This window comes from Nocardia panacis, assembly GCF_003598715.1.
Lineage (GTDB): Bacteria > Actinomycetota > Actinomycetes > Mycobacteriales > Mycobacteriaceae > Nocardia > Nocardia panacis.
In genome coordinates, this window is sequence record NZ_QZFU01000029.1 from 237627 (window position 1) to 263254 (window position 25628).

At 65.7% G+C, this 25628-nt stretch carries 22 protein-coding genes; 10 read left to right on the plus strand and 12 right to left on the minus strand.

The genetic code is table 11. From position 1 onward, the window contains the following. Positions 1–31: 31 nt before the first annotated feature. From D5S18_RS23395 to D5S18_RS23405, 3 genes are read left to right on the plus strand one after another with little or no spacing between them, the layout of a single operon-like run. Positions 32–691 carry a response regulator transcription factor gene (locus D5S18_RS23395; protein ID WP_120043475.1) on the plus strand — a complete coding sequence of 220 codons (660 nt, stop codon included), beginning with the start codon at positions 32–34 and terminating at the stop codon, positions 689–691. Continuing rightward, positions 669–2129 (plus strand): sensor histidine kinase, encoded by a 1461-nt coding sequence (locus D5S18_RS23400; RefSeq protein WP_239003957.1) that lies wholly within the window; start codon positions 669–671, stop codon positions 2127–2129. The genes D5S18_RS23395 and D5S18_RS23400 overlap by 23 nt, the downstream gene beginning before the upstream one ends. Beyond that, a complete protein-coding gene (locus tag D5S18_RS23405) occupies positions 2116–3027 on the plus strand; it encodes a TAXI family TRAP transporter solute-binding subunit (protein ID WP_120043225.1) in 912 nt (303 codons plus the stop codon). Before D5S18_RS23400 ends, D5S18_RS23405 begins: the two co-directional genes overlap by 14 nt. Before the next feature lie 19 nt (positions 3028–3046). On the opposite strand, the gene D5S18_RS23410 is transcribed toward D5S18_RS23405, so the two are convergent. Next, entirely contained in the window at positions 3047–3856 is an 810-nt protein-coding gene (locus tag D5S18_RS23410) for an S-methyl-5'-thioadenosine phosphorylase (RefSeq protein WP_120043226.1), read from the minus strand. 222 nt (positions 3857–4078) lie between these two features. On the opposite strand from D5S18_RS23410, the gene D5S18_RS23415 reads away from it, so the two are divergent. Continuing rightward, complete coding sequence (locus tag D5S18_RS23415) at positions 4079–4387, plus strand: metal-sensitive transcriptional regulator (protein WP_120043227.1); 309 nt, start codon at positions 4079–4081, stop codon at positions 4385–4387. Here D5S18_RS23415 and D5S18_RS23420 read toward each other — a convergent pair. Together D5S18_RS23420 and D5S18_RS23425 are read right to left on the minus strand one after the other, a co-directional pair. After that, positions 4384–4935 (minus strand): anthrone oxygenase family protein, encoded by a 552-nt coding sequence (locus D5S18_RS23420; RefSeq protein WP_239003958.1) that lies wholly within the window; start codon positions 4933–4935, stop codon positions 4384–4386. The genes D5S18_RS23415 and D5S18_RS23420 overlap by 4 nt on opposite strands. Beyond that, positions 4920–5735, minus strand: a complete 816-nt coding sequence (locus D5S18_RS23425; protein ID WP_120043478.1) for a Rossmann-fold NAD(P)-binding domain-containing protein — start codon at positions 5733–5735, stop codon at positions 4920–4922. The genes D5S18_RS23420 and D5S18_RS23425 overlap by 16 nt, the downstream gene beginning before the upstream one ends. Positions 5736–5867: 132 nt before the next feature. Between D5S18_RS23425 and D5S18_RS23430 the strand changes: the two genes are divergently transcribed. Beyond that, positions 5868–6764: a LysR family transcriptional regulator gene (locus tag D5S18_RS23430; protein ID WP_120043228.1), complete on the plus strand. Its 897-nt coding sequence runs from the start codon at positions 5868–5870 to the stop codon at positions 6762–6764. On the opposite strand, the gene D5S18_RS23435 is transcribed toward D5S18_RS23430, so the two are convergent. Next, the gene (locus D5S18_RS23435) at positions 6721–7734 is read right to left on the minus strand and encodes a GAF domain-containing protein (protein WP_120043229.1); all 1014 of its coding nucleotides are present in this window, start codon (positions 7732–7734) and stop codon (positions 6721–6723) included. The two genes, D5S18_RS23430 and D5S18_RS23435, sit on opposite strands and share 44 nt — an antisense overlap. Positions 7735–8115: 381 nt before the next feature. Here D5S18_RS23435 and D5S18_RS23440 point away from each other — a divergent pair, with 381 nt between their 5' ends. Then, positions 8116–8676: an NADPH-dependent FMN reductase gene (locus tag D5S18_RS23440; RefSeq protein ID WP_120043230.1), complete on the plus strand. Its 561-nt coding sequence runs from the start codon at positions 8116–8118 to the stop codon at positions 8674–8676. Positions 8677–8748: 72 nt separating this feature from the next. On the opposite strand, the gene D5S18_RS23445 is transcribed toward D5S18_RS23440, so the two are convergent. Further along, positions 8749–9366: a TetR/AcrR family transcriptional regulator gene (locus tag D5S18_RS23445; RefSeq protein WP_120043231.1), complete on the minus strand. Its 618-nt coding sequence runs from the start codon at positions 9364–9366 to the stop codon at positions 8749–8751. 85 nt (positions 9367–9451) lie between these two features. Here D5S18_RS23445 and D5S18_RS23450 point away from each other — a divergent pair, with 85 nt between their 5' ends. Continuing rightward, positions 9452–10225: an SDR family oxidoreductase gene (locus tag D5S18_RS23450; protein WP_120043232.1), complete on the plus strand. Its 774-nt coding sequence runs from the start codon at positions 9452–9454 to the stop codon at positions 10223–10225. 28 nt (positions 10226–10253) lie between these two features. On the opposite strand, the gene eccE is transcribed toward D5S18_RS23450, so the two are convergent. Next, complete coding sequence (gene eccE, locus D5S18_RS23455; RefSeq protein WP_120043233.1) at positions 10254–11903, minus strand: type VII secretion protein EccE; 1650 nt, start codon at positions 11901–11903, stop codon at positions 10254–10256. Between the two features lie 113 nt (positions 11904–12016). On the opposite strand from eccE, the gene eccB reads away from it, so the two are divergent. Then, complete coding sequence (eccB, locus tag D5S18_RS23460) at positions 12017–13495, plus strand: type VII secretion protein EccB (RefSeq protein ID WP_120043479.1); 1479 nt, start codon at positions 12017–12019, stop codon at positions 13493–13495. Between the two features lie 57 nt (positions 13496–13552). Here eccB and mycP read toward each other — a convergent pair whose 3' ends face one another. Next, the gene (gene mycP, locus D5S18_RS23465; RefSeq protein WP_239003959.1) at positions 13553–14944 is read right to left on the minus strand and encodes a type VII secretion-associated serine protease mycosin; all 1392 of its coding nucleotides are present in this window, start codon (positions 14942–14944) and stop codon (positions 13553–13555) included. After that, the gene (gene eccD, locus D5S18_RS23470) at positions 14941–16407 is read right to left on the minus strand and encodes a type VII secretion integral membrane protein EccD (protein ID WP_120043234.1); all 1467 of its coding nucleotides are present in this window, start codon (positions 16405–16407) and stop codon (positions 14941–14943) included. Before eccD ends, mycP begins: the two co-directional genes overlap by 4 nt. A 201-nt stretch (positions 16408–16608) precedes the next feature. Between eccD and eccCa the strand changes: the two genes are divergently transcribed. Both eccCa and D5S18_RS23480 read left to right on the plus strand, forming a co-directional pair. Further along, positions 16609–20643, plus strand: coding sequence for a type VII secretion protein EccCa (gene eccCa / locus D5S18_RS23475; protein WP_120043235.1), 4035 nt, complete (start codon positions 16609–16611; stop codon positions 20641–20643). Beyond that, the gene (locus D5S18_RS23480) at positions 20643–22088 is read left to right on the plus strand and encodes a type VII secretion-associated protein (protein WP_120043236.1); all 1446 of its coding nucleotides are present in this window, start codon (positions 20643–20645) and stop codon (positions 22086–22088) included. The genes eccCa and D5S18_RS23480 overlap by 1 nt, the downstream gene beginning before the upstream one ends. Positions 22089–22159: 71 nt before the next feature. Here the strand turns inward: D5S18_RS23480 and D5S18_RS23485 are convergent, their stop codons facing one another. From D5S18_RS23485 to D5S18_RS23500, 4 genes are all read right to left on the minus strand, one after another. Further along, positions 22160–22453 (minus strand): WXG100 family type VII secretion target, encoded by a 294-nt coding sequence (locus D5S18_RS23485; protein WP_120043237.1) that lies wholly within the window; start codon positions 22451–22453, stop codon positions 22160–22162. Between the two features lie 38 nt (positions 22454–22491). Next, on the minus strand, positions 22492–22812 hold the full coding sequence (locus tag D5S18_RS23490; protein WP_120043238.1) for a WXG100 family type VII secretion target: 321 nt from the start codon (positions 22810–22812) through the stop codon (positions 22492–22494). 325 nt (positions 22813–23137) lie between these two features. Then, positions 23138–24394, minus strand: coding sequence for a DUF7373 family lipoprotein (locus tag D5S18_RS34510; protein ID WP_147404099.1), 1257 nt, complete (start codon positions 24392–24394; stop codon positions 23138–23140). A 22-nt stretch (positions 24395–24416) separates the two neighbouring features. Continuing rightward, the gene (locus D5S18_RS23500) at positions 24417–25598 is read right to left on the minus strand and encodes a DUF7373 family lipoprotein (protein ID WP_439651169.1); all 1182 of its coding nucleotides are present in this window, start codon (positions 25596–25598) and stop codon (positions 24417–24419) included. Positions 25599–25628 lie beyond the last annotated feature (30 nt).

A 25628-nucleotide genomic window follows, 5' to 3' on the forward strand; every position in this document is an offset into this window, starting at 1 on the left:
CGCCGAGGCCGACCTGTGCGAGGATCGGCGCGTGCGGCTTGCGGTGGTCGAGGACGACGACGGTGTGGGGGACGCGCTGGTCGACGCCCTCAATGCCCGCGGCTACCAGGCCGACCGCAAGCGCAGGGGCGCGGATCTGCTCACCGCGCACCGCGGCTACGACGCGGTCATCCTGGATCTCGGCCTGCCCGATGCCGACGGATTGCAGGTGCTGCGGCAGTTGCGCGAGGTCAGTTCGGTGCCGGTGTTGATCCTCACCGCGCGCAGCGACGAGCGTTCGATCGTGCGCGGATTGCGCGGCGGCGCGGACGATTACGTGGTGAAGCCGCCGCGCATCGCCGAGTTGACCGCGCGCCTCGAGACGGTGCTGCGGCGGGCGGCGGTGGCCGCGCAGCCGCAGCGTTCCGAGGTGGTCACCGGCGATGTGCGGGTGGATCTGGCGGCGCGGGTGGTCGAGGTGGGCGGGACGCAGATCGCCTTGACGCAGAAGGAATTCGAACTGGTCGAGGCGCTGGTGGAGCGGCCGGGGGCGGCGGTGAGCCGCCAGCAGTTGATGGATCGGATCTGGGGTGACGCGTTCGTGGCGGTGTCGCGGACGCTCGATGTGCATATGACGGGTCTGCGGGCCAAACTCGGCAGGCCCGGTCTGATCACCACCATTCGGGGATATGGATACCGGTGGGGTCAGTGATCGGGGACGCGGTATGCGGCGTCGGCTGCTGATAGCGCTGACGGTGTTCGCGGCGATCGCGGTGCTGGCGTTCGCGGTGCCGCTGTCGCTGACGGTGGCGACCAGCCGCACCCAGGAACTGGTGCTGGCTCGCTCCGGCGATGCCGACCGCTTCGCCTCCCTGGCCGGGGCCGGACAGGCCGTCGGCGATATTCGCGCCCTCGCCGATGAGATCGGCCGCTATCACGAGCTCTACGGGGAGAATGTGCTGGTCGTCAATGCCAAGGGCGAGGTGTCGATCAATGCGGGGGCCAATGTCGGGGATGGTGAGGTGTCCGCCGCGGTGGCGGCGGCGCGGCGCAACCAGCGCGCGCAGTCGATGCAGCGGCTCGATCCGTGGAGTCGCCCGACAGTGCTCATCGCGCGGCCGGTGGGGACGGGGATCCAGGTCAATGGCGCGGTGGTGATCCAGGCGTCCACGGCGCGCGCTCGCGCCGATATCGCCAGGGATTGGGCGGTGATCGCGCTGGGCGCGGTCGCGGCCATGGGTTTGTTCATGCTGCTCGCATTGACCTTGAGCCGCTGGGTGCTGCGTCCGCTGGCGGCGCTCTCGCGTGCGGTCGCGGATCTGACAGCGGCGCTGCCGCGTTCGCATCCGGACGAACCCGCGTCGGTCTCGATCACCCGCAGACATGGCGGTCCGCCGGAAATGCGAGAGCTGGCCGAATCCTTCGACGCCATGGCCCTGGCCATCGCCGATTCCGTCGACGCGCAGCGGCAATTGGTGGCCGATACCGCCCATGCCATGCGCAATCCGCTTGCCGCCTTGACAATTCGGCTCGATTCGCTGGAGTCCGATATTCCCGAACGCGCGGCAGCGACCTTTCGCGGCGCGAGCGCCGAGGTGGACCGGTTGACCGCGCTGCTGGACGGTCTGCTCGATCTGGCCGTCGCGGAGTCCCCGGCGGCCTTCGCGGCCATGCGTCTGGAATCGGAGAACCATTGCGACGCCCTTCAGGTGGTGGCCGACCGGATCGACGCCTGGCATTCCGCCTTCGAGAACGCCTCGATCGATCTGAGCGTCGATACTGCCGTCGATCATGCCGAGGTCGCCGTGTCGGCCGATATCCTCGCCCAGATCCTCGATGTGCCGCTGAGCAATTCGAGTCGATACGCCGGGGCGGGCGCGCGGGTGAGCGTCGGTGTCGCCGCCGAGCCGGGCTGGATCACGATCGCGGTGCGCGACAATGGCTCCGGCGTCGACGAATCCGAAATCGACAAGCTCGCCACGCGTTTCTATCGCGGCTCCGACGCACCGGCGGGCGGTTCCGGTTTGGGACTGCCCATCGCCTCGGCCCTGACCCAGTCCGGTGGCGGCACCCTCACCGTCGAACCGAATCGGCCGCGAGGCCTGGCGGTGCTGATTCGGTTACCCGAGGTGAATGATGTTGCGGCGTAGAGGATTTCTAGCGGCGGCCGGGGTGGCCGCGCTGGCGGTGGCCGGATGCGGGTCCGAAGGGGGAGCGGGGCGGGCGCGAGTGGCGTCCGGGGAGGTCGGCGGGTTCTATCACGCGTTCGCGGAGAAGTTGGCGGCCTCGGCGGCACAGGCGGGGACGGTGCGGATCGAGGTCGTGACGACCGCCGGATCGCAGGACAATTTGACGATGCTCGCGCGCGGAGAGGTGGATGCCGCACTGACGCTGGCGGATTCGGTGGCGCGTTCGGGGGAGCCGTTGGTGGCGCTGGGCCGGGTGTATGAGAACTATCTGCAGATGGCCGTGCGCAATGACAGCCGCATCCACACCGTCGGCGATCTGCGGGGCGCGCGGGTGAACCTGGGTGCGGAAGGGTCGGGCGCGGCGCTGACCGGCAATCGCATCCTGAGCGCCGCCGGACTGCGCCCGGACGAGGAGGTGACCGTGGCGCATCGGCCGCTGCGGGATTCGGTGGCCGAGGTCATCGCCGGCACCGCCGACGCGCTGCTGTGGGCGGGCGGTGTGCCGACCGCCCTGTTCGAGGTGCCCAACCGGATGCGCCTGATCGACCTCGGCGAGCTCGCGACCCCGATGCGCGAACTGTTCGGACCCGTCTACGACCGGGTCGAGATCCCGGCCGCCGCCTATCCCGGCGCGACGGGGGTGCACACCATCGGCGTCACCAACCTGCTGCTCGCCGCGCGGGATATGCCCAACCGCACCGCGGCCGCGATCGTGGACCTGCTGGTCAACCGGGCCGAATCCCTGGTGCCCACCGAGGCGGCGGGCGCGCAATTCCTCGACGGGCGCTCGCTGATCAATACCGGCGCGGTGCCGCTGCACCCCGGCGCGGTCGAGGTCTACCGCGCCTGGCACGGGTGAGCGGCACCGTCGCTGTAGCTCAGGGCAATTCGAACGGCAACTGCACCCCGGTATGCACGCGGCAGCGCTCGCAGGTGTCGGAGCCGGTGACCGCGCCGACCGCGCGGCGCACCAATTCCTTGAACGGTCCGAGGTTCTTCTTGAATTCGGCGAATACGTCGGTGGCGTGCACGCCGTCGCCTTCCTCGAGGCCCGCGTCCAGGTCGGTCACCAAAGCGATGGCGGCATAGCACATTTCGAGTTCGCGGGCGAGGACCGCCTCCGGGAAGCCGGTCATATTCACCAGCTCCCAGCCCTGTCCGGCGAACCAGCGGCTCTCGGCGCGGGTGGAGAAGCGCGGACCCTGGACGACGACCATGGTGCCCTGCGTCTTCATGGGCAGGTCGTCGCTCGCGGATTTGATGGCGGCGGTGCGCAATTCGTCGCAGTAGGGGTCGGCGAAGGAAATGTGCACGCCGCCGCGATCGAAGTAGGTCTGCGGGCGGCCGGAGGTGCGGTCGACCAGTTGATCCGGCACCGCGACGGTGCCGGGACCCCAGTCGGCGCGCAGGCTGCCGACCGCGCACGGCGCGAGGATCCGCCGCACCCCCAGCGAGCGCAGCGCCCACATATTGGCCTGGTAGGGCAGGGTGTGCGGGGAGTACTCGTGCTGTTTGCCGTGCCTGGGCAGGAAGGCGACCGCACGCCCGTCCACCTCGCCCACCGCGATCGGCGCGCTCGGCGCGCCGTAAGGGGTGTCGACCTCGACGTGGGTCGCGTCATTGTCGAAGAAGTCGTAGAAACCGCTGCCGCCGATGATGGCGAGCGCGGGCCGGGGAAGCGAACTCATGGGTCAGATTCTCTCGCGTGCTCGCTCGCGGCGCGCGGCGGGTGTCGCGGCAGACCGTGGTAGGGCCGCAGTTATAGGCACACGTAGGGGGGATTGTGTCGCGGCGCACAGGCGAGCCGGGTTTTCGTCGGGGTCGCTCCCACCTGCGCTTCGGCCTGACAATCGACCCGCTTCGATGTACCCTATGGGGGTATCAATGACCAGGCAGCGAGGAGACAGTCGGTGACGACTCCGACCCACGATCATTCCCAGCACGGCTACATCACCGCGAAGGACGACTACCTCAAGCGGCTGCGCCGCATCGAGGGCCAGGCCCGCGGCCTGCAGCGGATGGTCGAGGAGGAGAAATACTGCATCGATATCCTCACCCAGGTCTCGGCCATGACCAAGGCGCTGCAGGCGGTGGCCATGGGCCTGCTCGAGGACCACATCAGCCACTGCGTGGTCGACGCTGCGGTGGCGGGCGGCCCCGAGGCCGAAGCCAAGATCAAAGAGGCCACCGACGCCATCGCCCGTCTGGTTCGCTCTTAGACACCTACTTCCGCGCGCCGCGAGCTCACCGGCTGCGGCGCTTCGGCTCGACCCGCCCGCAGCAGCGCCAAGACGAAACAGGTGAGCGCACCGACATTCGCCACCGCGCGCACGATATTCCACCTCACCCACGGATCCTCGAAATCCCGGCGCACCCCCGCGATATCGGCGATGGCCGCCGGATCGCCCGCGGCGGCCAGCTTGTCATTGAGCGGCACATTCACCCCGCTCGTCACCAGGAACATCACCAGATAGCAGACGAATCCGGCCACCAGCCAATACCGCAGCGTGCGGTCGGCCGAGCGCCAGTGCGTCAGCACCGCGACACCCGCCGCCGCCAGCCCGCCCATGAACAGCGTCATGAACACCGGATTCAGGATGGCGACATTGATGTTCTGCATCGCCTCCACGAAGGCGCGATCGGAACTGCGCCGCAGGCCCGGCATCACCGAATAGGCGAAGGCCGCGAACAGGCCCGCCATCAGACCGGTGGTGATCGCGGCCGCGATCAGACTGAGCGAACGGGCCGCCTTCATCGCGTCGCCCACGTCGCGTCTCGCACATAGTCGGCGAAATCCCTTGGCGCACGACCGAGCCCGCGCGCGATGCCATCACTCGGCGCGGCATTGCGACCGTCGAGCACGGTGGTGAACAGGTAGAGCAGGAATTCGATCAGATCCTCGGGCAGGCCGTGCTCCCGCGCGGCGGCCGCGTACTCCTCGGGTGTGACCTGGATGTAGTCGATCGGCCGACCCGCCGCCGCGGCGATCTCCGCGACCGCCTCGGCGAAGGTGAGCGAACGCGCGCCGGTGACCTCGTAGATCTCGCCCGCGTGCCCGTCCTCGGTGAGCGCCGCCACCGCCAGATCGGCGATATCCTCGATATCGATGAACGGCTCGGGCACCTGACCGACCGGCAACACCAACTGACCCGCCGCGATCTCCTCCGCGAACGGACCCTCGGTGAAATTCTGCGCGAAGAAGCTGGAGCGGATCACCGTGCGCTGCGGGCACACCTGTGCCAACAACTCCTCCGCCTCCTGCGCCTCGATCTCACCGCGCCCGGACAGCAGCACCACCCGCCGCACACCCGCCGCCGCGGCCATCTCGCCCAAGGCCCGCACGGTCTCCGGTGCGCCAGGAACCGCGAGATCGGGCTGATAGGCGATGTAGAGTGCGTCGACATCGAACAGCACCGGAGCCCAACCCGCCGGATTATCCCAATCGAAAGGCGGTTCGGCCGAGCGCGAACCGACCCGGACCGGCAGACCCCGATCCTGCAGGCGGCGCACAATGCGCCCGCCGGTCTTGCCGGTACCGCCGAGTACCAGTATGGACTTCCCTGTCATGACATCCCTTTCCAATTTGAAGAACTGCCAGTTCACAGCTTTGATCTAGGGAGTGCCGCGAACAATGACGTCCTCGGCAACGACCGTTCAGCTCTGCTCAACGATCGGTAAATCGAGCGACAGGGAACGGCGATGGAGCGGTATGAGATCGAGGCATTCCTCACGGTGGCCGAGGAATTGCATTTCGGGCGGGCCGCCGAGCGACTCGCGGTATCCACCGGCCGCATCAGCCAAACCATCCAGCGTCTCGAACGCCGGGTCGGCGCGAAGCTTTTCGATCGCACCAGCCGACGCGTCGAACTCACGCCCATCGGCCGACAACTGCTCGAGGATCTGCGGCCGGGCCACGAACGCGTCCTATGGGCCGTCGAGCGGGCCACCGCCGCGGGGCGAGGTATCGAGGGCGTACTGTCCGTCGGCTTCGTCGGTGCGGCCGCCGGACAGTTCGTCCTGGCCACCACCGAGGCGTTCCGGCGCGAACATCCGGGCGCGGAAGTGCGTATCCGAGAGGTTCAGATCGCCGACGGGCTCGCAGGCTCGCGCGCAGACGCCTACGATATGGCCCTGTTCAGCGGCCCACTGCGCGAACCGGACCTGGTGACCGGCCCGACAGTGCTCAGCGAGCGCCGCATGCTCGCCGTGCGCGCCACCCACCCACTCGCCACGGAGCCCGCGTTGACCCTGGAAGACCTGTCCCGCGTCACGCTGCTGCGCATGCCCCACGCCGTGCCGGAATCCATCCAGGCCGACCGCACCCCCGCACACACGCCGAGCGGCATACCGATCGCACACGGCCCGGTGGCCAACACCTTCCAGGAAATGCTCGCGCTGATCGGCGCGGGCGTCGGGGCATTCATCTGCGGCGAACAGGTCACCAAGTACTACCGCCGCCCCGACGTGGTGTACCTCCCGATCACGGACGGACCACCCATCGAATGGTATTTCGTTTGGCACCGGTCCCGCCAGACCGCGCGAATCCTCGCCTTCAACGATATGGCGGTTCGGGTCGCTCGAGGGCGAACGGGCTAGCCGCCTCCATTTGCAGCAATGCGAATTCGGGTCCCTGCGCACCCGGCGTGCCGCCCGGAATCGGAGTGATTTCCACATCGACGGTGAGCCAGGTGTTCGCACCGGTCCGCAAGCGGATGCCCGCCAGGGCGGTGTGGGGTGTGCCTGCGCGAATCGCATTGCGGGCAGCCAGGATTCGTGTCCTGTCGGCGGGGTGGGGGAGGGTGCGTTCATCCGGGACCGACCAGAGGGGGCCGGGAAGGGGTTCGCTGACCCAGCGGATCAATCGGACGCGCGCGGTATCCACAATGGCCAGGTAGAGGCCCGGTTGCTCGGCCCGGAGCAGGTCCAGGGTGCTCGCCTCGAACGACTTCGGCTGCGGCGGCACACTTTCGGTGACGTCCACCGCGACACCGAACCAGGTGGTGGCGGGCGCGTCACCATTGCGCGCGGCGATCAGGACCGAGCGCGGACCCGTCGAACCGCGCACCGTCGCGGTGCCGAGCCACCGCGAATCCGGTGCGGAACGGGCCAGCGTCGCCGCGAATTCCAGTGCGCCGTCGAACCTCTCGACCGTCGCATAGGATTGCGCGCCGAGCCAACTGATCGGATCGCCCCGGAAATGCGGGCCGAGACCGTCGGGCAGGGTGTCCACCCGGCGGGTCACTGCGTCGATGCGGAACGGGGCGACGCCGGTCGCCTGCGGTGGCTCACCCGTGCCCACCCACACCCGCAGCGCGCAGACCCGCCCGTCCATGCCGAGCACCGGGATCACCAGCAGCCGCAGAGCCGACCAGGCGTGCCGGGACTGCGGCAACACCTGGTCCAGTGGGACACCCCCGGCGTGGGCGGCGGCGATGATCGGTTGCAGTCGCGCGGGCACCGCCCGGCGAAACGATGTCCAGGCCCTCGGTCGGGATCCGCTGGCCACCACCGACCAGCTCTCGGCGCGGCCGAGCGTCTCGATCAACAGCCAACGCCTGGTCAGCACCGTCGTCCCCCTCCTCGCCCGTAATCCGCCTATGTGATAGCCGGTGAATATGATGCAGGATGCGTTGCGCTACCGATCGATAAGGCGTACCTCCGCCTTCGCTCCGGCCATGCGCAGGTCTGTGGACGGCTTCGCCGGCAGTGTTCGTTGGCGTACCTCCGCCTTCGCTCCGGCCATGCGCAGGTCTGCGGACGGCTTCGCCGGCAGTGTTCGTTGGCGTACCTCCGCCTTCGCTCCGGCCATGCGCAGGTCTGTAGACGGCTTCGCCGGCAGTGTTCGTTGGCGTATCTCCGCCTTCGCTCCGGCCATGCGCAGGTCTGGCCCGCAGCGCCCACTGCGCGGTGTCGATCGGCATGGTGTCAAGCCGACTAGGCTCGCGCCGTGGATACTCCGCTGCGGTTAGAGGTCATCATCGCCAGCGTGCGTCCGGAACGATTCGCGCCGGTCGTGGCCGAGTGGTTCCTGCGTCGGGCCGGTTCCGAGGCCGAATTCGATATCGGCGTCATCGATTTGCGCGAGACGCCGCTGCCCACCGATCTCACCGAGACTTCCGAGGTCGCCGACTATCGGGCTCGACTCGCGGCCGCCGACGCCTTCGTGGCGGTCACCTCCGAGTACAACCACGGCTACCCGGCCTCGCTGAAAACCGCCATCGATACCGCCAAACACGAATGGCGGGCCAAGCCAATGGGTTTCGTCGCCTACGGCGGATTGTCCGGCGGGTTGCGCGCGGTCGAGCAACTGCGCCAGGTGGTGGCCGAGGTACATATGGTCTCCCTCCGCGAAACGGTCAGTTTCCCTCAGGCCAAACGGCAGTTCGACGCGGACGGTGAAACCCGCTACGGCGCGGCGATCGACGCCTGCGACCGAATGCTGCGCCAATTGGCTTGGTGGGCACGCACTTTGCGGGCCGCGCGAATGCGCGACCCGTATCCGGGCTAGTACTTCAGCGGTAAACGTGATCCTGCCGATCGGTGTGGCCGAGTAGGTGAGATGGCAGGTGGCGCCACGGGGTCAGTGTCGCGCCGCGGGCCATGCGGCCAGGGCCAGTTCGGCGGATTCGGTCAGCTCGGCCGCCGTTGCGCCGTCGCGGGCGCGCTGTGACATGCCCTGGATGACCGTGGCGATGTACGCGGCCAGCGCACGGGGACTGGCGGTATCGGAGAGCTCACCAGCCTGTTGCGCCGTCCGGAGGCGAGCTTCGAAGAGGGCCAGGTTCTTGTTGCGCAGGTTGCGCAGAAACGTCTCCACCTCGGCATCTTGGGAGGTGACGTTGGTGGCCGCGCTGATCGTCAGGCATCCGGCCGGATGGGTGGGGTCGGGATAGATGACCGCGGCCTCACGCAGGATGCGGGCGAACGCGGCATGGGCGGTGGGTTCCTCTTCGAGAGCGACCCCCATGAAGGCGCCGACCGGTGAGCGCCCGTAGCTGTGCACCGCTTCCTTGAACAGGGATTTCTTGTCCCCGAAGGCCGCGTACAGGCTGCCGGGCCTGATGCCCATCGCCTCGGTCAGCTCGCCGACAGAGGTGGCCTCGTAGCCGCGTTCCCAGAAGAGGCGGGTGGCTGCTGTCAGTGCCGCGGTGCGGTCGAATGCCCTCGGTCGTCCCCGCTTCGCGCGTGTCTCGGTCACTCCTCAATTCTAGAACGCTCGCTCATAAAAGTGTGCTACCTTTTGTTGAGTAATCGTTCAACAAACGAAAGAGTGGTCAACGACCATGGGCACACGCGCACTCGAGGGAAAGATCGCACTGGTCACGGGCGGCAGTCGCGGCATAGGCCGGGCCATCGCGCAGCGTCTCGGCCGGGACGGCGCCACCGTCGCGGTCGCCTACGCGCGCGACGAGGCAGCGGCGAACGAGGTCGTTGCACGCATCGGCGCGGACGGCGGCCGGGCCATCGCCCTGCACGCGGAATTGGGGCGCCACGGTGACGCGGCAGCGCTGTGGGCCGCCTTCGACGCCCACGCCGACGAATATGCCCCCGGCGGAGTCGTCGACATCATCGTCAACAACGCCGGAATCGGCCGCAGCCCTGATCTGGCGTCGCTGACCGAGGACGGTTTCGACGAGGTCTTCGCCGTGAACGTCCGTGCACCGTTCTTCGTTGTGCAGCAAGGGTTGCGGCGGCTACGCGACGGAGGACGGATCATCAATATCTCCAGCGGCGCGGCTCGCCTCGCCATGCCGGAGATCATCGCCTACGGCGCCACCAAGGGCGCACTCGACACCTTCACCCTCAACCTCGCCAAGCAACTGGGACCCCGAGGCATCACCGCGAACTCGGTGGCGCCCGGCATCATCGACACCGACAACAACGCGAGCTGGCTACGCGGCAATCCGGAGGCCGAAGCCGGCGCGGCTGCCCTGGCCGCGCTGGGTCGGGTCGGGCGGCCCGAGGACGTGGCCGACATCGTGGCCTTCCTCGCCTCCGACGACGCACGCTGGGTGACCGGCCGGGTGATCGACGCGACGGGCGGTTCCGGGCTGTGAGCCTCTCGCGATGACGGCGCGAAGGGCTTTACTGGGGACTGCCCGCCATCTGTCTGCGCCCGCGCGGCTGACCGATGTAGGTGGCCTCGCGCGGAATGGAGACCAGCGTCAGATCCACCTGCGCCGTCCCGGTCCGTAGCAGGACGTGATTGCCGATGGCCTGCGGCTGGTGAATCGACAGGTCCGGTCGGGTCGCGGGCCAGCCCATCGGGTCGCCGGTGACATAGATGGTGGTGACACCCGCGTGCGGCGGCGGCGCGGGTACACCATCCACCACCGTGGCCGTGAAATCGGCGTCGGATTCATGGGTTTCGGCCGCGAGCTTCAACCGCTCCGCATTGCCGATGGTGGTGACCAACTGCTGCCAGGCGTGCGCGCGATCGGTGCGCACCAGAACGCGCTCGCCGACCGCCAAGGCCCGAAACACCAACTGCTGGGCCAAATACAGCTCACCGGCCACATACACGGTGGAGATACCCGAGCCGACAATGCGGACCGCGACACCATTGCCCTCGTCGTCGGAGCCGATGAGCTGACCGCAGCCCGAGGACGGCAGATGCAGCGCGCCGATGACCTCGACCGGGTATTCGATGGTGGGCACGGTGCGATCCACACCGGGCACGGCCAGCGGCAGATGCGCGAGCAGACTCGCGCGATGGCGGCCGTTCATCGAGATCATGCCTTTGAGCCGATGCCGCTCCGGCAGTTCCCGCGCCGTAAGGCGCCAAGCCGCACCGATACTCACCGAACCGGCCGAACTACCCGGCCGCAGCCGCACCGCCACGGTGGTGCCGCGCGAGGGCGCGACCCACAATTGGGCCAACAGGTCCGAGCCGAGTCGTTTGGGATCGACCGCATTGCCGATATTCACCGTGTTGCCGATCGCGGCATAGCGCCACCGTTGGGAATGTGTGCGCGGATCGTAGCCGCCGGTCACTTGGAGCACCGCCTTGCGGATCTCCGGTGCGGTGAGAATGCGGGCCGCGCAGTCGGCGTCCTCCAGCGCGCGCATGATCCGCTGCGTCGCGACCGTCACCGCGCGCGACGCGCCCTCGTCACCGCCACCGCGGCGATCCGCGGCTTCGGGAGTGGCCAGCGCGTCGAAACTGATGGCCAACCACACCGTGCGATGTGCGGTGGCGGGCAGCGGACCGAGCAGCGATTCGTAGATCGCGCCCGCGGGCGTGCCGGAGCGACTGCGGTGACCGTGGCTGATGATATCGATACCGCTGAGCAGAATGTCGTGCTGGGTAAGGCATTTCGCCAGTTCGGGCAGTGGCAGCAGATGCGAGGCGTGCACCGTGGTGCGGGCGATCCTGGTCAGCCCGCCGCGCGGCGGCAACACCTCCACGACCGTCACCACGCGGCTGCCATCCCAATACAGCCCGAGCGAGCGCCCGTCCGGTCCGCGGAAATCGACGGTGTCGCCGATCGTGTACTCCGACCGGGTCACATACCGCCACCAGGTGGCAAGCCAATCGAGCACCGTGCGCTTGGCGATAGGAACCAGGGGAAACAGCATGACCGCCACGCCGACAGCCAACGCGATCCACGGACCCGACCCGCACACCAGCGCGACCACCCCCGCCGCGAGACCGATCACCTGCGCCACCAGCAGATTCGTCAGCGATATGCGCCCGAGCAGCGGACGAGGTCCCGCTCCGACAGATTCGGCCATCGTCGTCCCCCAAATGCACGGGCCCAACCGCGCAATGCCGGTCGAGCTGAACAAGAGTCCTCGGGAACTGTACTGTGTTCGGCGAACGCGAGCACTGTTCGGGGGAGGAAACCTTGCCTTCAAAACCCACCACGCGCTGGCAGGTCAGCGGCTACCGCTTCCTGGTGCGTCGGATGGAGCACGCCCTGGTCCGCCGGGATGTGCGAATGCTGCACGATCCCATGCGCTCCCAGTCCCGCGCCTACGCGGCCGGACTCATCATGGCCTGCGTGGTCCTGGCCGGATGCGGTGTCCTCGCGCTGCTGCGCCCGCAGGACAAGATCGGCTCCAACAAGATTCTCATCGGCAAGGATTCGGGCGCGGTCTACGTGGTGCTCGACGATGCGGTGCATCCGGCGCTGAACCTGGCCTCGGCCCGACTCGCGGCCGGGGATTCGGCCAAGCCGGTCATCGTCAAGGAGTCCGAACTCGGCAAGAAGCCGCGCGGCACACTCATCGGTATTCCCGGCGCGCCGGGATCGTTGCACTTCGACAAGGACGGCAAGGGCCACGTCTGGACCGTCTGCGACACATTGAAGGTCGACGGCGGCAATGCGCTGACCATGACGGTCATGGTCGGTGATCCGGAGTTGGGCGCCAAGGCCGGGCCGCTGCCCAAGGACAAGGCGCTGCTGGTCCAGGGCAAGGACTATGTCTACCTGGTGTACAACAACTCTCGCGCCAGGGTGGATCTGAACGATCCCGCGGTCACCGGCCCGCTCAATATTCGCGGCCTCACCCCGAGACCGATCAGCGAGGGCCTGCTCAACGCGATTCCGGAGGTGGCCCCGATCAAGCCGCCGACCATCGACGATCCGGGCGGTGCACCGACCTACCCGATCAACAACCTGCGTATCGGCACGGTCGTCCAGGTGGCCGACAAACCCAACCAGTACTGGGTGGTGCTGCGCGAGAGCCTGCAGGAGATCAGCCCGCTCACCGCCGAGATCATCAAGGCCTCACAGCGCAATTCCGAACACGGCACCAAAATCAGCGATTTCGATCAGCGCCACGCGCCGAACCCGGTGGTGCTCAATGTCGGCACCTACCCGCAGACCACGCCGGTGATCGTGCAACCCAAGGAACAGCAGGTCAGTTGCCTGTCCTGGAAGCCGAATACGGCCGCGAGCAAGGATTCCGGCAATCGCGCCGACCTATCCGTACTCACCGGCGTGAACCTGCCCCTCGCCGATTCCGCCAAACCCGTCACCCTGGCCCAATCCGATAACCGCGGCCTGCGCGCCGACGCCTTCTACCTGCCCCCGAGCACCGGAGCCTTCCTGCAGACCACCGGCATCGAACCCGACAGTCGGCGCAAGGACAGCATGTTCTATATCGCCGACACCGGAGTCTCCTACGGCATCAAGAACGGCGACTCCGCCAAAGCCCTGGGCATGGACGGCATCACGCCCGAACCCGCCCCTTGGCCGATAGTCGGATTGCTCGCCGTCGGCCCGGTTCTCGGTCGTGAAGAGGCGCTGGTGGCCCATGACGGCGTCGCCCCCGATGCCGCCCCCGCCAAAACCCCTGCTTCTGCGGTCAACTCCAAATAGCCTGTCCCGCATGGTATTGCGCGTATGGGCTCCTCGGTGTTCCCGGGAGCCCATACGCTATTCGCCGGAGCGGATACCGAAGCGCCTGCGGATCGGGAATGAGGCGAGGAAGCCGAGAATCAGTGCGGCAGCGATGATTCCGGTGCCTATCAGGGCGACATTGCGCGGTGTGTTGTCGGGCGGGGATATCGGGGTAGGGAGTGGAAGCTGCACACTCTTCGCTGCGGCGGGACGTTTGGGCGGGAGCGGTGTATTCACTTCCGCTGTAAGGGCGGCCAGCGGGTCCACCGTGCCGTAGCCGACGTATTGGTTCCAGCCGCCTGCCGGCGCGTGCGCGGTGGCTTGGATGCGTTTCATCACCTCTTTCGCGCTGATTCCCGGATAGCGGGCCTTGATCAGCGCCGCAACGCCCGAAACCAACGGTGCGGCGAAACTGGTGCCGCTGATCTGCCCATTCACGTTCTTGAAGAACTTGCCGTTGGCGGTACCGGCCGTGCGCGGATCCAGTGACACCATGTTCTCGCCGGGCGCGGCGACACTCAGCCAAGGGCCGGGCACCGTGAATTTCGAAGGGGCGCCGTTGTCGTCGACCGAACCGACCGACAGTACGTACTGATCCCAGCGGGCTGGACTCACATTGAGCGAAATTTTGCTCCAGGGGTCGGCGTTAGGGGTGAGCGGGTCCAGAACCGACGCATTGCCTTGGCAACTTTGGGTGTCGTTGTTTCCTGCGGCGCTCACCACGACGACATCGCGCTCGAAGGCGTACTGCACTGCAGCGCCGACACTGCTGTCGACGTAGTTGTCGGAGCCGCACCAGGCCTCGGAGAGATTGATGATCGTGGCGCCTTTGTCGACAGCCCGCCTGATCGCGGCCGCCATGGTGGTCAGGTTGCCATAGCCGTCCGCGAAATCGCCCGGTGCTTTGTTATTGGCGGCGCCCTGCTTCTGCCATGCGCCACTCGACTGCCGAATAGATATGATCCGCGCATCCGGTGCGACTCCCGCGAACCCCTGGCCGGGAGCCTGACTGGCCGCGATAAGACCTGCCACGAAGGTTCCGTGCGCATCGCAGTCGTCGGTGCCATCACCACCTGCGGCCACGAAGTCGCCCGCTGCCTCCAACCCCGGTAGTCGGGGGTGTCGGGCCACGCCGGTGTCGATGACGGCGACGACCTGTCCCGCCCCGCGCGAAAGCTGCCATGCCGCTTCCAGATTGAGCGCGCGCTGCGCCTGCGGGATCGTGGAGCCGTCGCCACCCGGGTAGACCACGGCGCACGGCGTGCTCGGTGGTTGTTCGGTCTTCTCCTGCGGGGCCGCAGGATCTCCGGCAGGCAGCAGTCCCGGATTGACCGCAGGTGGTCGCTCGGCGTGCGCGACCCCGATACCGAACACCCCGCTGAGCCCCAGCACCACCGCCGCCGCGGTGACGCGCAGTGCCCCGCTCACAGGCTGCGGACGAGGGAGTAGAGGTCCACCACCCAGAACACGAGGGGGAGAACCGCTGCGACGAAGGCGTATTCGAGTAGTTCCACGCCTCGACGCATGGGTGGGGTCGCGGTTTGGTTGGGGATGATGATGCCGAGGATGAGGGCGGCGATCAGGAACAGCAGGCCCACCCCGAAGATGGCCAGCGACTGACCGGTGACGAAGGCCGCGCCGACCATCATGATCAGCACGATGGCCGCGCCGCCCGCGATGAGGACCACGGCCTGTTCCGCGCCCGCGTAGGTGCGGCTGCGGAACATGAGCACGATCGCGCAGACCAGCGCCAGCGCGATACCGGGCCAGAACGGTTCGCCCGCTTGGGGATCGGTGGCGATGAGCGCGCCTGCCGCCGTGACCAGCGTGGTGGCGGCGACCAGACCACCGAGGTACATGCGGGCGCGTTCGGATTTGCCGCGCAGGATCTCCATGGTGGGCAGGGCGCGGTGGTCGTCGGGATCGTCCTCGCTGGGGTCGATCGGGGTGCCGGGCGAAGGCACCGGCGGCAGCGGCAGTTTGGCGAGCAGCATCGATATCCGAGGGGCCAGCGAGAGGCCGCCGAGGCCGAGCGCGGCCGCGCCGCCGCCGATGACGTGCAGCGGCTGTTCGGCGAGCATCCCGACCAGTGCGGCGGGCACCGCGTAGACCGCGAGCGCGCTCGCGCCGATGAACAGCGCCAATCCGACGCCGGTGACCCGCCATGCCAGCACCGCCGTCGCCCCGACGAGCATCGAGCCGAGCAGGAAGTGCGGCCAACCGTAATGACCTGGTACGAACAGCATTCCGGCGCTGAACGCCGCGGGCAGCGCACAGCCGCCGAGCACCAGCGCCGTCGCCGTGTCGCCGTACATTCGGCTGAGCACCAAGCCCGCGACGACCAGCAGAATGGCGATCCCCAGGGCGATGGCTCCGCCGACCCATCCGGGTAGCGAACCGCGTGCCGTGAGCAACCCGAAGCAGCCCACCACCATGGCCACCGCCGCGAGCACCGATCCGGTAATGCGCGCCACCTGCGGATTCCAGGTGCGGTAGTGATCCGCGTCGGCGATGGCGACGTTGTACATGATGTCGTCGAACAGCGGTGTCGGCGCGGTGTGCGAGGCGCTCTCCAACATGAGCAGTTCGCCGTCGCGCACGCCGTGCTCGCCGAGACTCAACGAATTGGACAGTGGGGGTTGGCCGATGCGCGCCAGCACCCATTCGGCGGGTTCGAACCGCTCGCCCTCATTGTCGAAGTCATTGCTGCGGCTGTGCTGGGCCACCATATCGACGACGCTCGGAATGACAAGGGCCACCGGCACATCGACCGGGATGGCCATATCCACCTGCGTGTGCTTGGCCAGAATGGTCACCCTCGCGAGGTCGGGCGCCCGCACGATGCCGCGCGCGGAGTCCTCGTCGATGTGGTCAAGTCGCGCGTGTGTCAAGCTTCCCCCAACTCGTCTTCTACCTCGGGTTTCCGCCAATTCGACCGGGGCGGGACCGAGCTTGCGAACCCACCGCGCGGGCAGCAGAATGCTGGCTGAACTGTACGACATGTCGGCTGTGCGCTCTACACTGAGGCCAATCTCGGCCTCCCGCATCTTCGGTGGCCGAAGCACAGCTCGCGAAGGGGGATTGGTCGTCTTATGAGCACAGTCCGGTTTCAGCGGCGCACCCGCCGGGAGATGCCGCGCACACCCGGCGGTGAGGTGACGCTGCAACCGCCACCGGAGATCCCGCGGGTCACACCGGGGAATCTGCTGCTCAAGATGATGCCTCTCGTGATGGTTGTCGGCATGATCGGCATGATGGTGCTGATGTTCACCTCGGGCGGCGGCCTCGGCTCGAATCCGACCAGCCTGATGTTCCCGGCCATGATGATGTTCTCGATGGTGGGAATGTTCGCGGGGCAGGGCGGCGGCAAAGGCCAGAAGGCGGCCGAGGCCAATGAGGACCGCAAGGACTATCTGCGCTATCTCGATCAGGTCCGCCGGGATGTCGACGAGACGGCCACCCAGCAGCGCGCTTCGGTGCAGTGGAGTCATCCGGAGCCCGCGCTGATTTGGATGCTGGCGGGCACCAGCCGCATGTGGGAGCGCCGCGCGGGAGACAAGGACTTCTGCCACGCCCGCATCGGCCTGGGCGGTCAGCGCCTCGCCACCAGGTTGGTCGCACCGGAGACGGGTCCGGTGGAGGAGTTGGAGCCGATCGCGGCGGTGTCGCTGCGCCGCTTCGTCCGCGCCCATTCCACCGTGCCGGATCTGCCCACCGCCATCGCGGTGAAGGGTTTCGCCACCATCGCGCTCGATGGCGACCGTGTCCAGGCCAGGGATATGACCAGGGCAATGCTGTTGCAGCTGTGCATGTTTCAGGCACCCGATCAGGTGCTTGTCGCGATCGTCTGCGGCCCGGATACGGCCCGCGAGTGGGAGTGGACCAAGTGGCTCCCGCACACCCAGCATCCCGATGCCCAGGACGGCATCGGCACGCAGCGCATGTTCTACGGCTCCATCCGCGAGGCCACCGCGGGTCTGCACCCGCTGATCGGCAATCGCGTCCGCTATTCGCGCAACCAACCGGCGAATACCAATATGGTGCACATCGTCATCGTGGTGGACGGCGGCCTGCTCGAGTCCGAAGAGGACCAGTTGCGCGAATCCGGCTACGAGGGCGTCACCGTGATCGACCTGTGCGGATACGCACCGCGCCTTGCCGTTTCGCGCGGTATCAAAATGATCGTCGAGAACGGCGAATGCCTGGGTCGGGGCGCCACCGGCAATCAGGAGCGCTTCGCCATGATCGACCGGATCAGTCCCGAACAGGCCCAGCAGGTGGCCCGCAGGCTCGCGCCCTACCGTGCCGCCACCCAAAAGAGCAGCGATGTGGAGACCGACGATTCCGAGGTCATCTCCACCTGGGCGCAGCTGATGAGCCTCGGCGATATCGGCGCCTTCAATCCCGCACACGCTTGGCGACCCCGCTACGGTCGGGAGCGGTTGAAGGTGGCCTTCGGCGTCGGAGCCGACGGGCTCCCGGTCGAATTGGATATCAAAGAGGCCGCCGAGTTGGGTATGGGTCCGCACGGATTGTGCATTGGCGCAACCGGTTCCGGTAAATCCGAATTCCTGCGCACCCTGGTGCTCAGCCTCTTGGCCACCCACTCGCCCGACCAACTGAATCTGGTCCTGGTCGACTTCAAGGGTGGCGCCACCTTCCTCGGTCTGGACAATGTGCCGCACGTCGCGGCCGTCATCACCAACCTCGAGGAAGAGGCCGATCTCGTCGGCCGCATGCACGATGCCTTGGCGGGTGAGATGAACCGCCGCCAAAATGTGCTGCGCTCGGCGGGCAATTTCGCCAATGTCTCCGACTACGAGAAGGCCCGCGCCAGCGGCGCGGATCTCGACCCGATGCCCGCGCTGTTCATCGTGCTGGACGAATTCTCCGAATTGCTCAGTCAGCACCCGGATTTCGCCGACCTGTTCGTCATGATCGGCCGCCTCGGCCGCTCGCTGCACGTGCATCTGCTCCTGGCCTCGCAGCGTCTGGAGGAGGGCAGGCTCAAGGGTCTCGAATCGCACCTGTCCTACCGCATCGGCTTGAAGACGTTCTCCGCCAACGAATCCCGCCAGGTGCTCGGGGTTCCCGACGCCTACAACCTGCCGAACAGTCCGGGCGGCGGCTACTTGAAATCCGATTCCGGCGAGATTGTGCGCTTCCAAGCCTCCTACGTCTCGGGTCCATACGTCGGCGGCGGATCGCAGCGCGATATCACCGTCGCCGGTCAGGCGGGCGAAATCGATATCAAGGCAAGGCCGTTCACTGCCTCGCACGTGGATTTCCGCCCGGTGGACCGGGTCGCCCTGCCCGAGGTGGTGCAGGTCGAGCCGGAGCCGCAGGCCGAAGAGGGCGAGCAGATCTCCAACGTGAGTATGTTGGTCTCCCGCATTCGCGGACACGGCCGCCCAGCCCACGAGATCTGGTTGCCGCCGCTCAATGACGCGCCGACCCTGGATCAGCTCATCCCGCGCTCCATCCTGGTCGGCGAATTCCAGCAGATCGCCACACTGCGTGCCCCCATCGGCATCGTCGACCGGCCCTACGATCAGCGCCGCGACGAACTGATAGCAGATTTGGCAGGTGCGCGCGGCAATGTGGCCGTGGTCGGCGGCCCGCAGTCCGGCAAATCCACCGCGCTGCGGACCCTCATCATGGCAATGGCCATGACGCACACCGCCGAACAGGTCCAGTTCTACTGCCTCGACTTCGGCGGCGGCACTCTTGCCAGCCTCGAAGGGCTGCCACATGTCGGCACGGTGTCGAGTCGGTTGGAGGAGAACAAGGTCCGCCGCACCGTAGCGGAGATGACCACCATCGTCCGCGCCCGCGAGGCCCGATTCCGCCAACTCGGTATCGAATCCATGGTGGAGTTCCGGCGTTTGCGTTCAATGGATCCGGCGAGCAGTCCTGCCGCCGCGGGTGCGCATGAGGACCCGTTCGGTGATGTCTTCCTGGTGATCGACGGTTTCGGTTCCATCAGGCAGGATTTCGACTCCCTCGAACAGACCATCATGAACCTCGCCGTCACCGGCCTGTCCTACGGTGTGCACGTGGTGATCGCGCTGGCCCGCTGGGCCGAGGCGCGTCCCGCGCTGAAGGATCAGATCGGCACGAGAATCGAACTGCGCCTTGGTGATCCGATGGACTCCGACCTGGGCCGCAAATTCGCCGCGCTGGTGCCGCAGGGGCGTCCGGGTCGCGGTATGACCCCGGAGACGCTGCACATGCTCACCGCGCTCCCGCGCATCGACGGCCGCACCGATCAGGACAGCCTGGGCACCGCCGTTGCCGAGGCAGTCGTTGCGATTACCAGGGCCACACCGGGCAGGCACGCGCCCGCGGCCCGCATGCTGCCCGAAGAACTGCCGCGCGAACAACTGCTCCAACTGGCGGGCAACTGGCCCGCGCAGCTCGACAGGACCAAGCGGAATATGCGATTCCCCTTGGGGATCAACGAGTCCGAGCTGGCACCGGTCTATATCGATTTCGCGGAGAACCCGCACTTCATCGTGATCGGCGATACCGAATCCGGGAAGACGACGCTGCTGCGCGGCCTTGTCGAGAGCATTACTGCCTCCAACACTCCCGATCAGGCGCGCATCGTCATCGGCGACTACCGACGAACGTTGCTCGGTTTGGTCCCCACGGAATACCTGGCGGGTCAGGGCTTCACGTCCGATGTGTTCGCCGCGAATATGAACGAACTGAACTCCTACTTGCAGCGGCGCGTTCCACCCGCCGATGTCACACCGCAGCAGTTGCGCGAGCGTTCATGGTGGACCGGTCCGGAGATCTACCTCATCGTCGACGACTACGACCTGGTGGCCACATCCAGCGGCAATCCGGTCTCGACGCTCAGCGAAAGACTCGCACACGCCCGTGATCTCGGCTTCCACCTGATCATCGCGCGACGGTCCGGAGGTGCGAGCCGGGCCATGTTCGAAGCTGTCATCGCGCGCATGAAGGATCTCAATTCGGCGGGCCTGATCATGAGCTGCAGCAGGGACGAGGGTGTCTTGATGGGCACCACCCGGCCCAGTTTCATGCCACCGGGCCGCGGCACCTTGGTCACTCGGTCGAGTGAGGGTTTGGTGCAACTGGGCTCGATGCCGCTCACCTGATGTCCGTCGTAGAGTTGGTTCTCACCGATACCAGGGTGTGGGCGCGGGGAAGCGCTACCCACTGGGATACGGCTCCGTCGATTGCCCTGGGCAGCAATGGTTTCGACCTGGTGGTCGGTGAGCCGCTCGCCCGGGGCAATCAGGTGAGTTCTGCTGTGCAGTTCGTCGACGCGGACCGGATCGCGCTGGCTCCGCGTCTACCTACCGCTGCCGAGGGATTGTCGGCTGTATTCGCCACCGTATTGCAAACCATGCGGGTCGCTGTGCCCGCCGAGCGAATACTCGTTGTCTGCCCCACCGAGTGGGGGCCGCGCCGCCGGGGTCTGGTGCAGTCCGCGCTGCGGCAGTTCGCCGCCGATATGGTGTTCCAGGATTTGGCCTTTCGCATTGTCGAATCCGATGCCGCCACCTCACACTGTCGCCGCATCGCGGTCTTCGAATTCGGGCAGTTGGCCACCACGGCGAGCATTGTTCTGCGCGACTATCGAGGCACCATCCTCGAATCCTGCGAACACGAACCGAATCTCGCTCCCACCGAACTCAGCCCCGCCACCCTCGGCCCGTTTTTCGACAGTCTGCTGGCAGGCCAGCCAGTGGATTTGGTCCAGGTCTTCGGCCCGGTCGACCCGATCCGGTTCGAAATCCTTCGCACCGTCGTACACCAAGGCTGCGGCCCCACCGTCGAAGTCCGTTCCTGCACTGGCCCGGACCTGCTCCGTCACACCGTTTACGAAGCAGAGTCACCTTTGAATCCCGTCGCCCCAACGCTCCCCGCCGCCGAGTGGATGCAGCCCTTGCGCGCCCGCGCCGCTGCCATGAAACCGCCGAATCCTTGGCGGCCTTACTACATTGCGGGTGGTGCGGTGGCCGTCGTCATCGCGGTGGCGGTGGCCGCAGTCGTTCTCCTGACAGGTTCCAAGCAGGACACCCCCACTGCTGCCATCCTGCCAACGACTCTCCTTGCGAGCCCGCCTCCCGCTTCAACGCTTCCCACCCCGACCACAACCGAAAGTACCCCCACCACAGAAACTTTCGGTCGCCTCCAATTCACCACCCCTGCAGGTTGGCGCCTCGCCCCCGGAACGGATCCGGCCAAAACCCGAGTAGACCTCGTTCCCGAAGATGGTGCCCGCCTTCGCATTACCGTGGTCCAAACCCCGATTACCCCCGGTACCGGCTACGAACAGGTCGCCGCCAAACTCGAATCCCTCAAGTCCCAACGCCCACCGGGCGTCATCACCGACCTGCAACGTGACCAAGTCTTCGGCGGTCGCTCCGGCATTGCCTACCAGGAACATCCCACCGATGGTTCCATCGTCCGCTGGCATGTCCTGGTGGAGTACAGTTTCCAGGTCAGTGTCGGCTGCCAGTATCTCAGCGACAACTGGGCCATGCTCTCGGGGACCTGCGAACGCTTTGCCTCGTCGGTACGGGTCTTGCCCTGAACTCGGCCCCTTCCAGTCACTCGCGCCCCCGGCAGACCTTGCCGGGGGCGCTGATTCGGCCGAGACAGTATTCAGAGGAACATCTGTGACAAGCTCTTCTCCTGGCTCTCGAGATCCGCATTGCCGGTATGGACAAGCTTTCCCGCAGAGGTCAGCGTCTCGTTCAGGTGTGTGACGCTGCGGTCCCACTTGGCCTGAAATTCGTTGAACGCCTGGCTTGTCTCGCCTTCCCAATTCTTACCGTTTGCGAAACTTTTGACCTGGCCGTTGAGGTCTTCAAGCATTTTCGTGATGTTCCCGGCCGCAGCGATAATGGACTCTGCGCCCGCTGCGATTTCACCAAAATTAGCACTGATCAAAGTCATGGAAAGCTCCTTGCATAGGGGTCTGAGGGCCGATCGAATCAGTTCGGCAGTGTCATGTTGTGGATCACGGCGCTCACAGCTTTTGCGGAGTGCTGGTCATGGTCTGTGGTCTTGCCGGATGCTTTGGCGATCTTGTCGGCAGTCTCCTGCAACTGGTCGTTCATCCGTGCAGCCTGGCTGAAGTAGATCTCCATGAACGAGGTGAACGCCTTTGCCGCTTCACCATTCCAGCTTGCGGAGGTGTTGTGCTCCAGAGTCCGAAGCTGCTGGATCGCCTGGCTCAGGCTATCGTGCTGAGTTCGAATGGAATTGGCGAACGCGTCGATATCATCCGTGCTCGCGGTCAGGTTTCCTGCCATTGGTGGCTCCTCTCGAATGCTGTCTGGGTCAACATGGGAAGCGCTAGTTGGCCCTTACATCTGGTTTGACGTCTACGAGGTCCGATCGGTTCCATCGTTCTCGAGAAAGTTGTGGAATCCCCGCGGGATCGGACCGGCTGGTGTGGAACTGCCGCCGCAGGGCGTGTTCTCGGACACATCGGCGTCGGCTGTGTACTTGCGCGCCAGCGGCGCGGTACTCCCCTCCTTCCCCCTGCTCACTGCTTCCTCGACTGGCGAGTGGGCCGGTTGCGGCTATACGATAACCGACCCACCACGTTCCCGCCAGCAAGGCCGGGGTGTCGCACTACCAGGTGTTGGCGAGAAGGGCGTACTGCGCCGCTGCCAGTTGGTGTGCATCGATGAGTTGTTCGCTGCCAACCAAACTCACGTACCGGTTGTAGGTGATCGCGCAGGTGAAACGTCTCTCCCGCCTGTCGATCCGGCTGAGGTTGGTGTGCTCCGCACAGTTCCCGTTGGGTATTTTTGGCACCGGGTCTGCGGAGGCGATCTCGTCGAGTGGCGGTCGCAATAATATCGGTGCCAGGTCATGAGCGGCATCGCGGTCGCGTGTGCGAATCACCAGCGAAATCGCAGACTGGCCGAACCCATCCGCACCTGCGGTCTCGAAGGCTCGCTGCAGTGCGGTCGCGTTGAACTGCCTGTTCAAATAGCCCTGCAAGCCCCATGCGGCGAACGATTCCGATTCGGGCTCGGCGCGCCGGGACTCGACCAGTGTCCGGTCGAGCACCTGATGCGGGTCGAGTTCGAGCTCGAGTATCTGCCTGCGAGTCAGGGAAGGTAGTTTGTCGAGCATCGGCAGTTGTCGATCGTAGACTTGCTCGGTGACGGAAACCAGTTGTGCGAGGTCGGGATCCGGCAATCCGACATTGAGGTAGAGCACGTAGCGTCCGATTGCCAGAGTTGACCCGAGGCTCGGAATGCCCGGCCGCCAATGTGCGTGGGCGTTCTGATATTTCGGCAACAGTACCGGCGCATTCTGTTCGGCTGCAACACGGAAATCGGTATCCTCGAGTTCGGTCGCAGCCTTCGCGGCGGAGGATTCGTCAGGGAACTGCATCGCCAGAATCGAGATGAAAGTAGGCCGTTCTTTCCTTCGGCTCGGCTCGCTGATCCAATTGTCCCCGGGGAATATGACGCCCGCGCTCTCGACTGCCGTGTTGGTGCGCCCTGTCGCAAATCCGTACAGGAATCCATTTCGTTCGAGAACTGCCCAATTCGACTCGGTCAGTGCCAATGTTGAGCTTGGAGCCAGGGTGATTACTTGTCCCGTGCCGTATATCAGATCCTGATTGATCTCCGTGCCCAATATCACAGCATCTGCGAGTCGTATCGCCGCGAGTTCGCGTGCGCTATGCCAATCATGTGGGTATTGAATGGAGATCGGGTAGGGATCCACTGGATATTTACCAACGTCCAGTGTGCGCACATCTATTTCGGCCGGCTGTGGTGTTCCGATTGTCGTGGCACAGCTCGACATACTGAATACCAGCGTGCAGGAAATTATTGACCGAAAGATCCCGATATGTAGTCTCTTTTTCATCAAAATACACCTCGGTCGCGGATCATCTGCTATTTATCAGGACTGCATACTGGGCGGATATGCGTTGATAGGCATCGCGCAGTTGGTTTGCACGGATCGCGGCTGCATATCGATCTACTGAAACCGTGCAGGTGTATTTGATGACGGTGTCGACCATCCCTCGATACTCGAGGCAGGTGGCCATCGGAAGCCCCTTCGGCGGATCAATTCTTCGGTAGACACGGCCTGGATTTGCATACTGGTTGGCGACTGTCCGGGCGCCGGCTGCGTCCTTTGCTCGATAGATATATGAGCCGTTGAATGCGACCCGATCGACTCCAGCCGCATCGAACAGTGTCGCATCGCTCAATGGTTGGTAGGAAATGCTCAAGGCGCCGTGTCGGTCATAAACTGCCGGGGGGCCGTCTACATCGGTCGGATTGATGTTGGCAGGGATGGCTCTGCCCAGCATGCCGTCGATGTCGGCTGGAAGGTCGAGTAGCTTTTCTGGCGGCGTCGGAACGAAGTCTCGAAGTCGGTCGGAGGTGATATCGAGGCTCCTTGTTGCAAGATCGGTCAAGGTGTCCAGGTCATTGACACGGATCTGCTCCCCGGCGCGGTCCCGGATGATACTCAAAATTACAAATTGTCCCGTTGCGAAAAAGGTTGTCAACCACGAAAACTGCGGAGTAAAGTAGGTGCGCGCAGTGGTATATTTCTGGAGAATGGTGGGCTCTGCGCCATGTGATCGGGCCATGTCTCGCTTGAAGAGCGCGTCGGCCGCGCTTGTCGCGGTGGCGTCGTTCGAAAATGTGAGAACGGCCGCGGTCAGTTCGAAGCTCAGATTTGTGACCCTATTCGACCTTCCGGAGTTGATGAATCCGAACAGAAATCCATTGGCATCCTCGTTGAATTCATCGCGGGAGGCGGCGACTACATTGTGAAGCCCGGATGCGCTGGGATCGGTAAAAGGATGCACAGTACCGGCATGGCTGGAATTGTATTGGAGTCGACGGTCGATCTCTGAAGGCAGCGGAACGTAGCTGCCCAATCGGGCGGCCTCGACAAGATACGCCTGATCCTTATCATGAACTTTCCCCAGAACCTGTGGTTGGGTGGGGTAGTTGCCGACCTCCAGTTGACTCAGATCAACCTTCGGGTCCTCGGGTGGAGGCGAACCACACGCGGCGAGGGTAGTGGCCGCAACCAACCCCGCTATGACCACTGCCAATCTTCGCACCAAAACCCCCTGAAT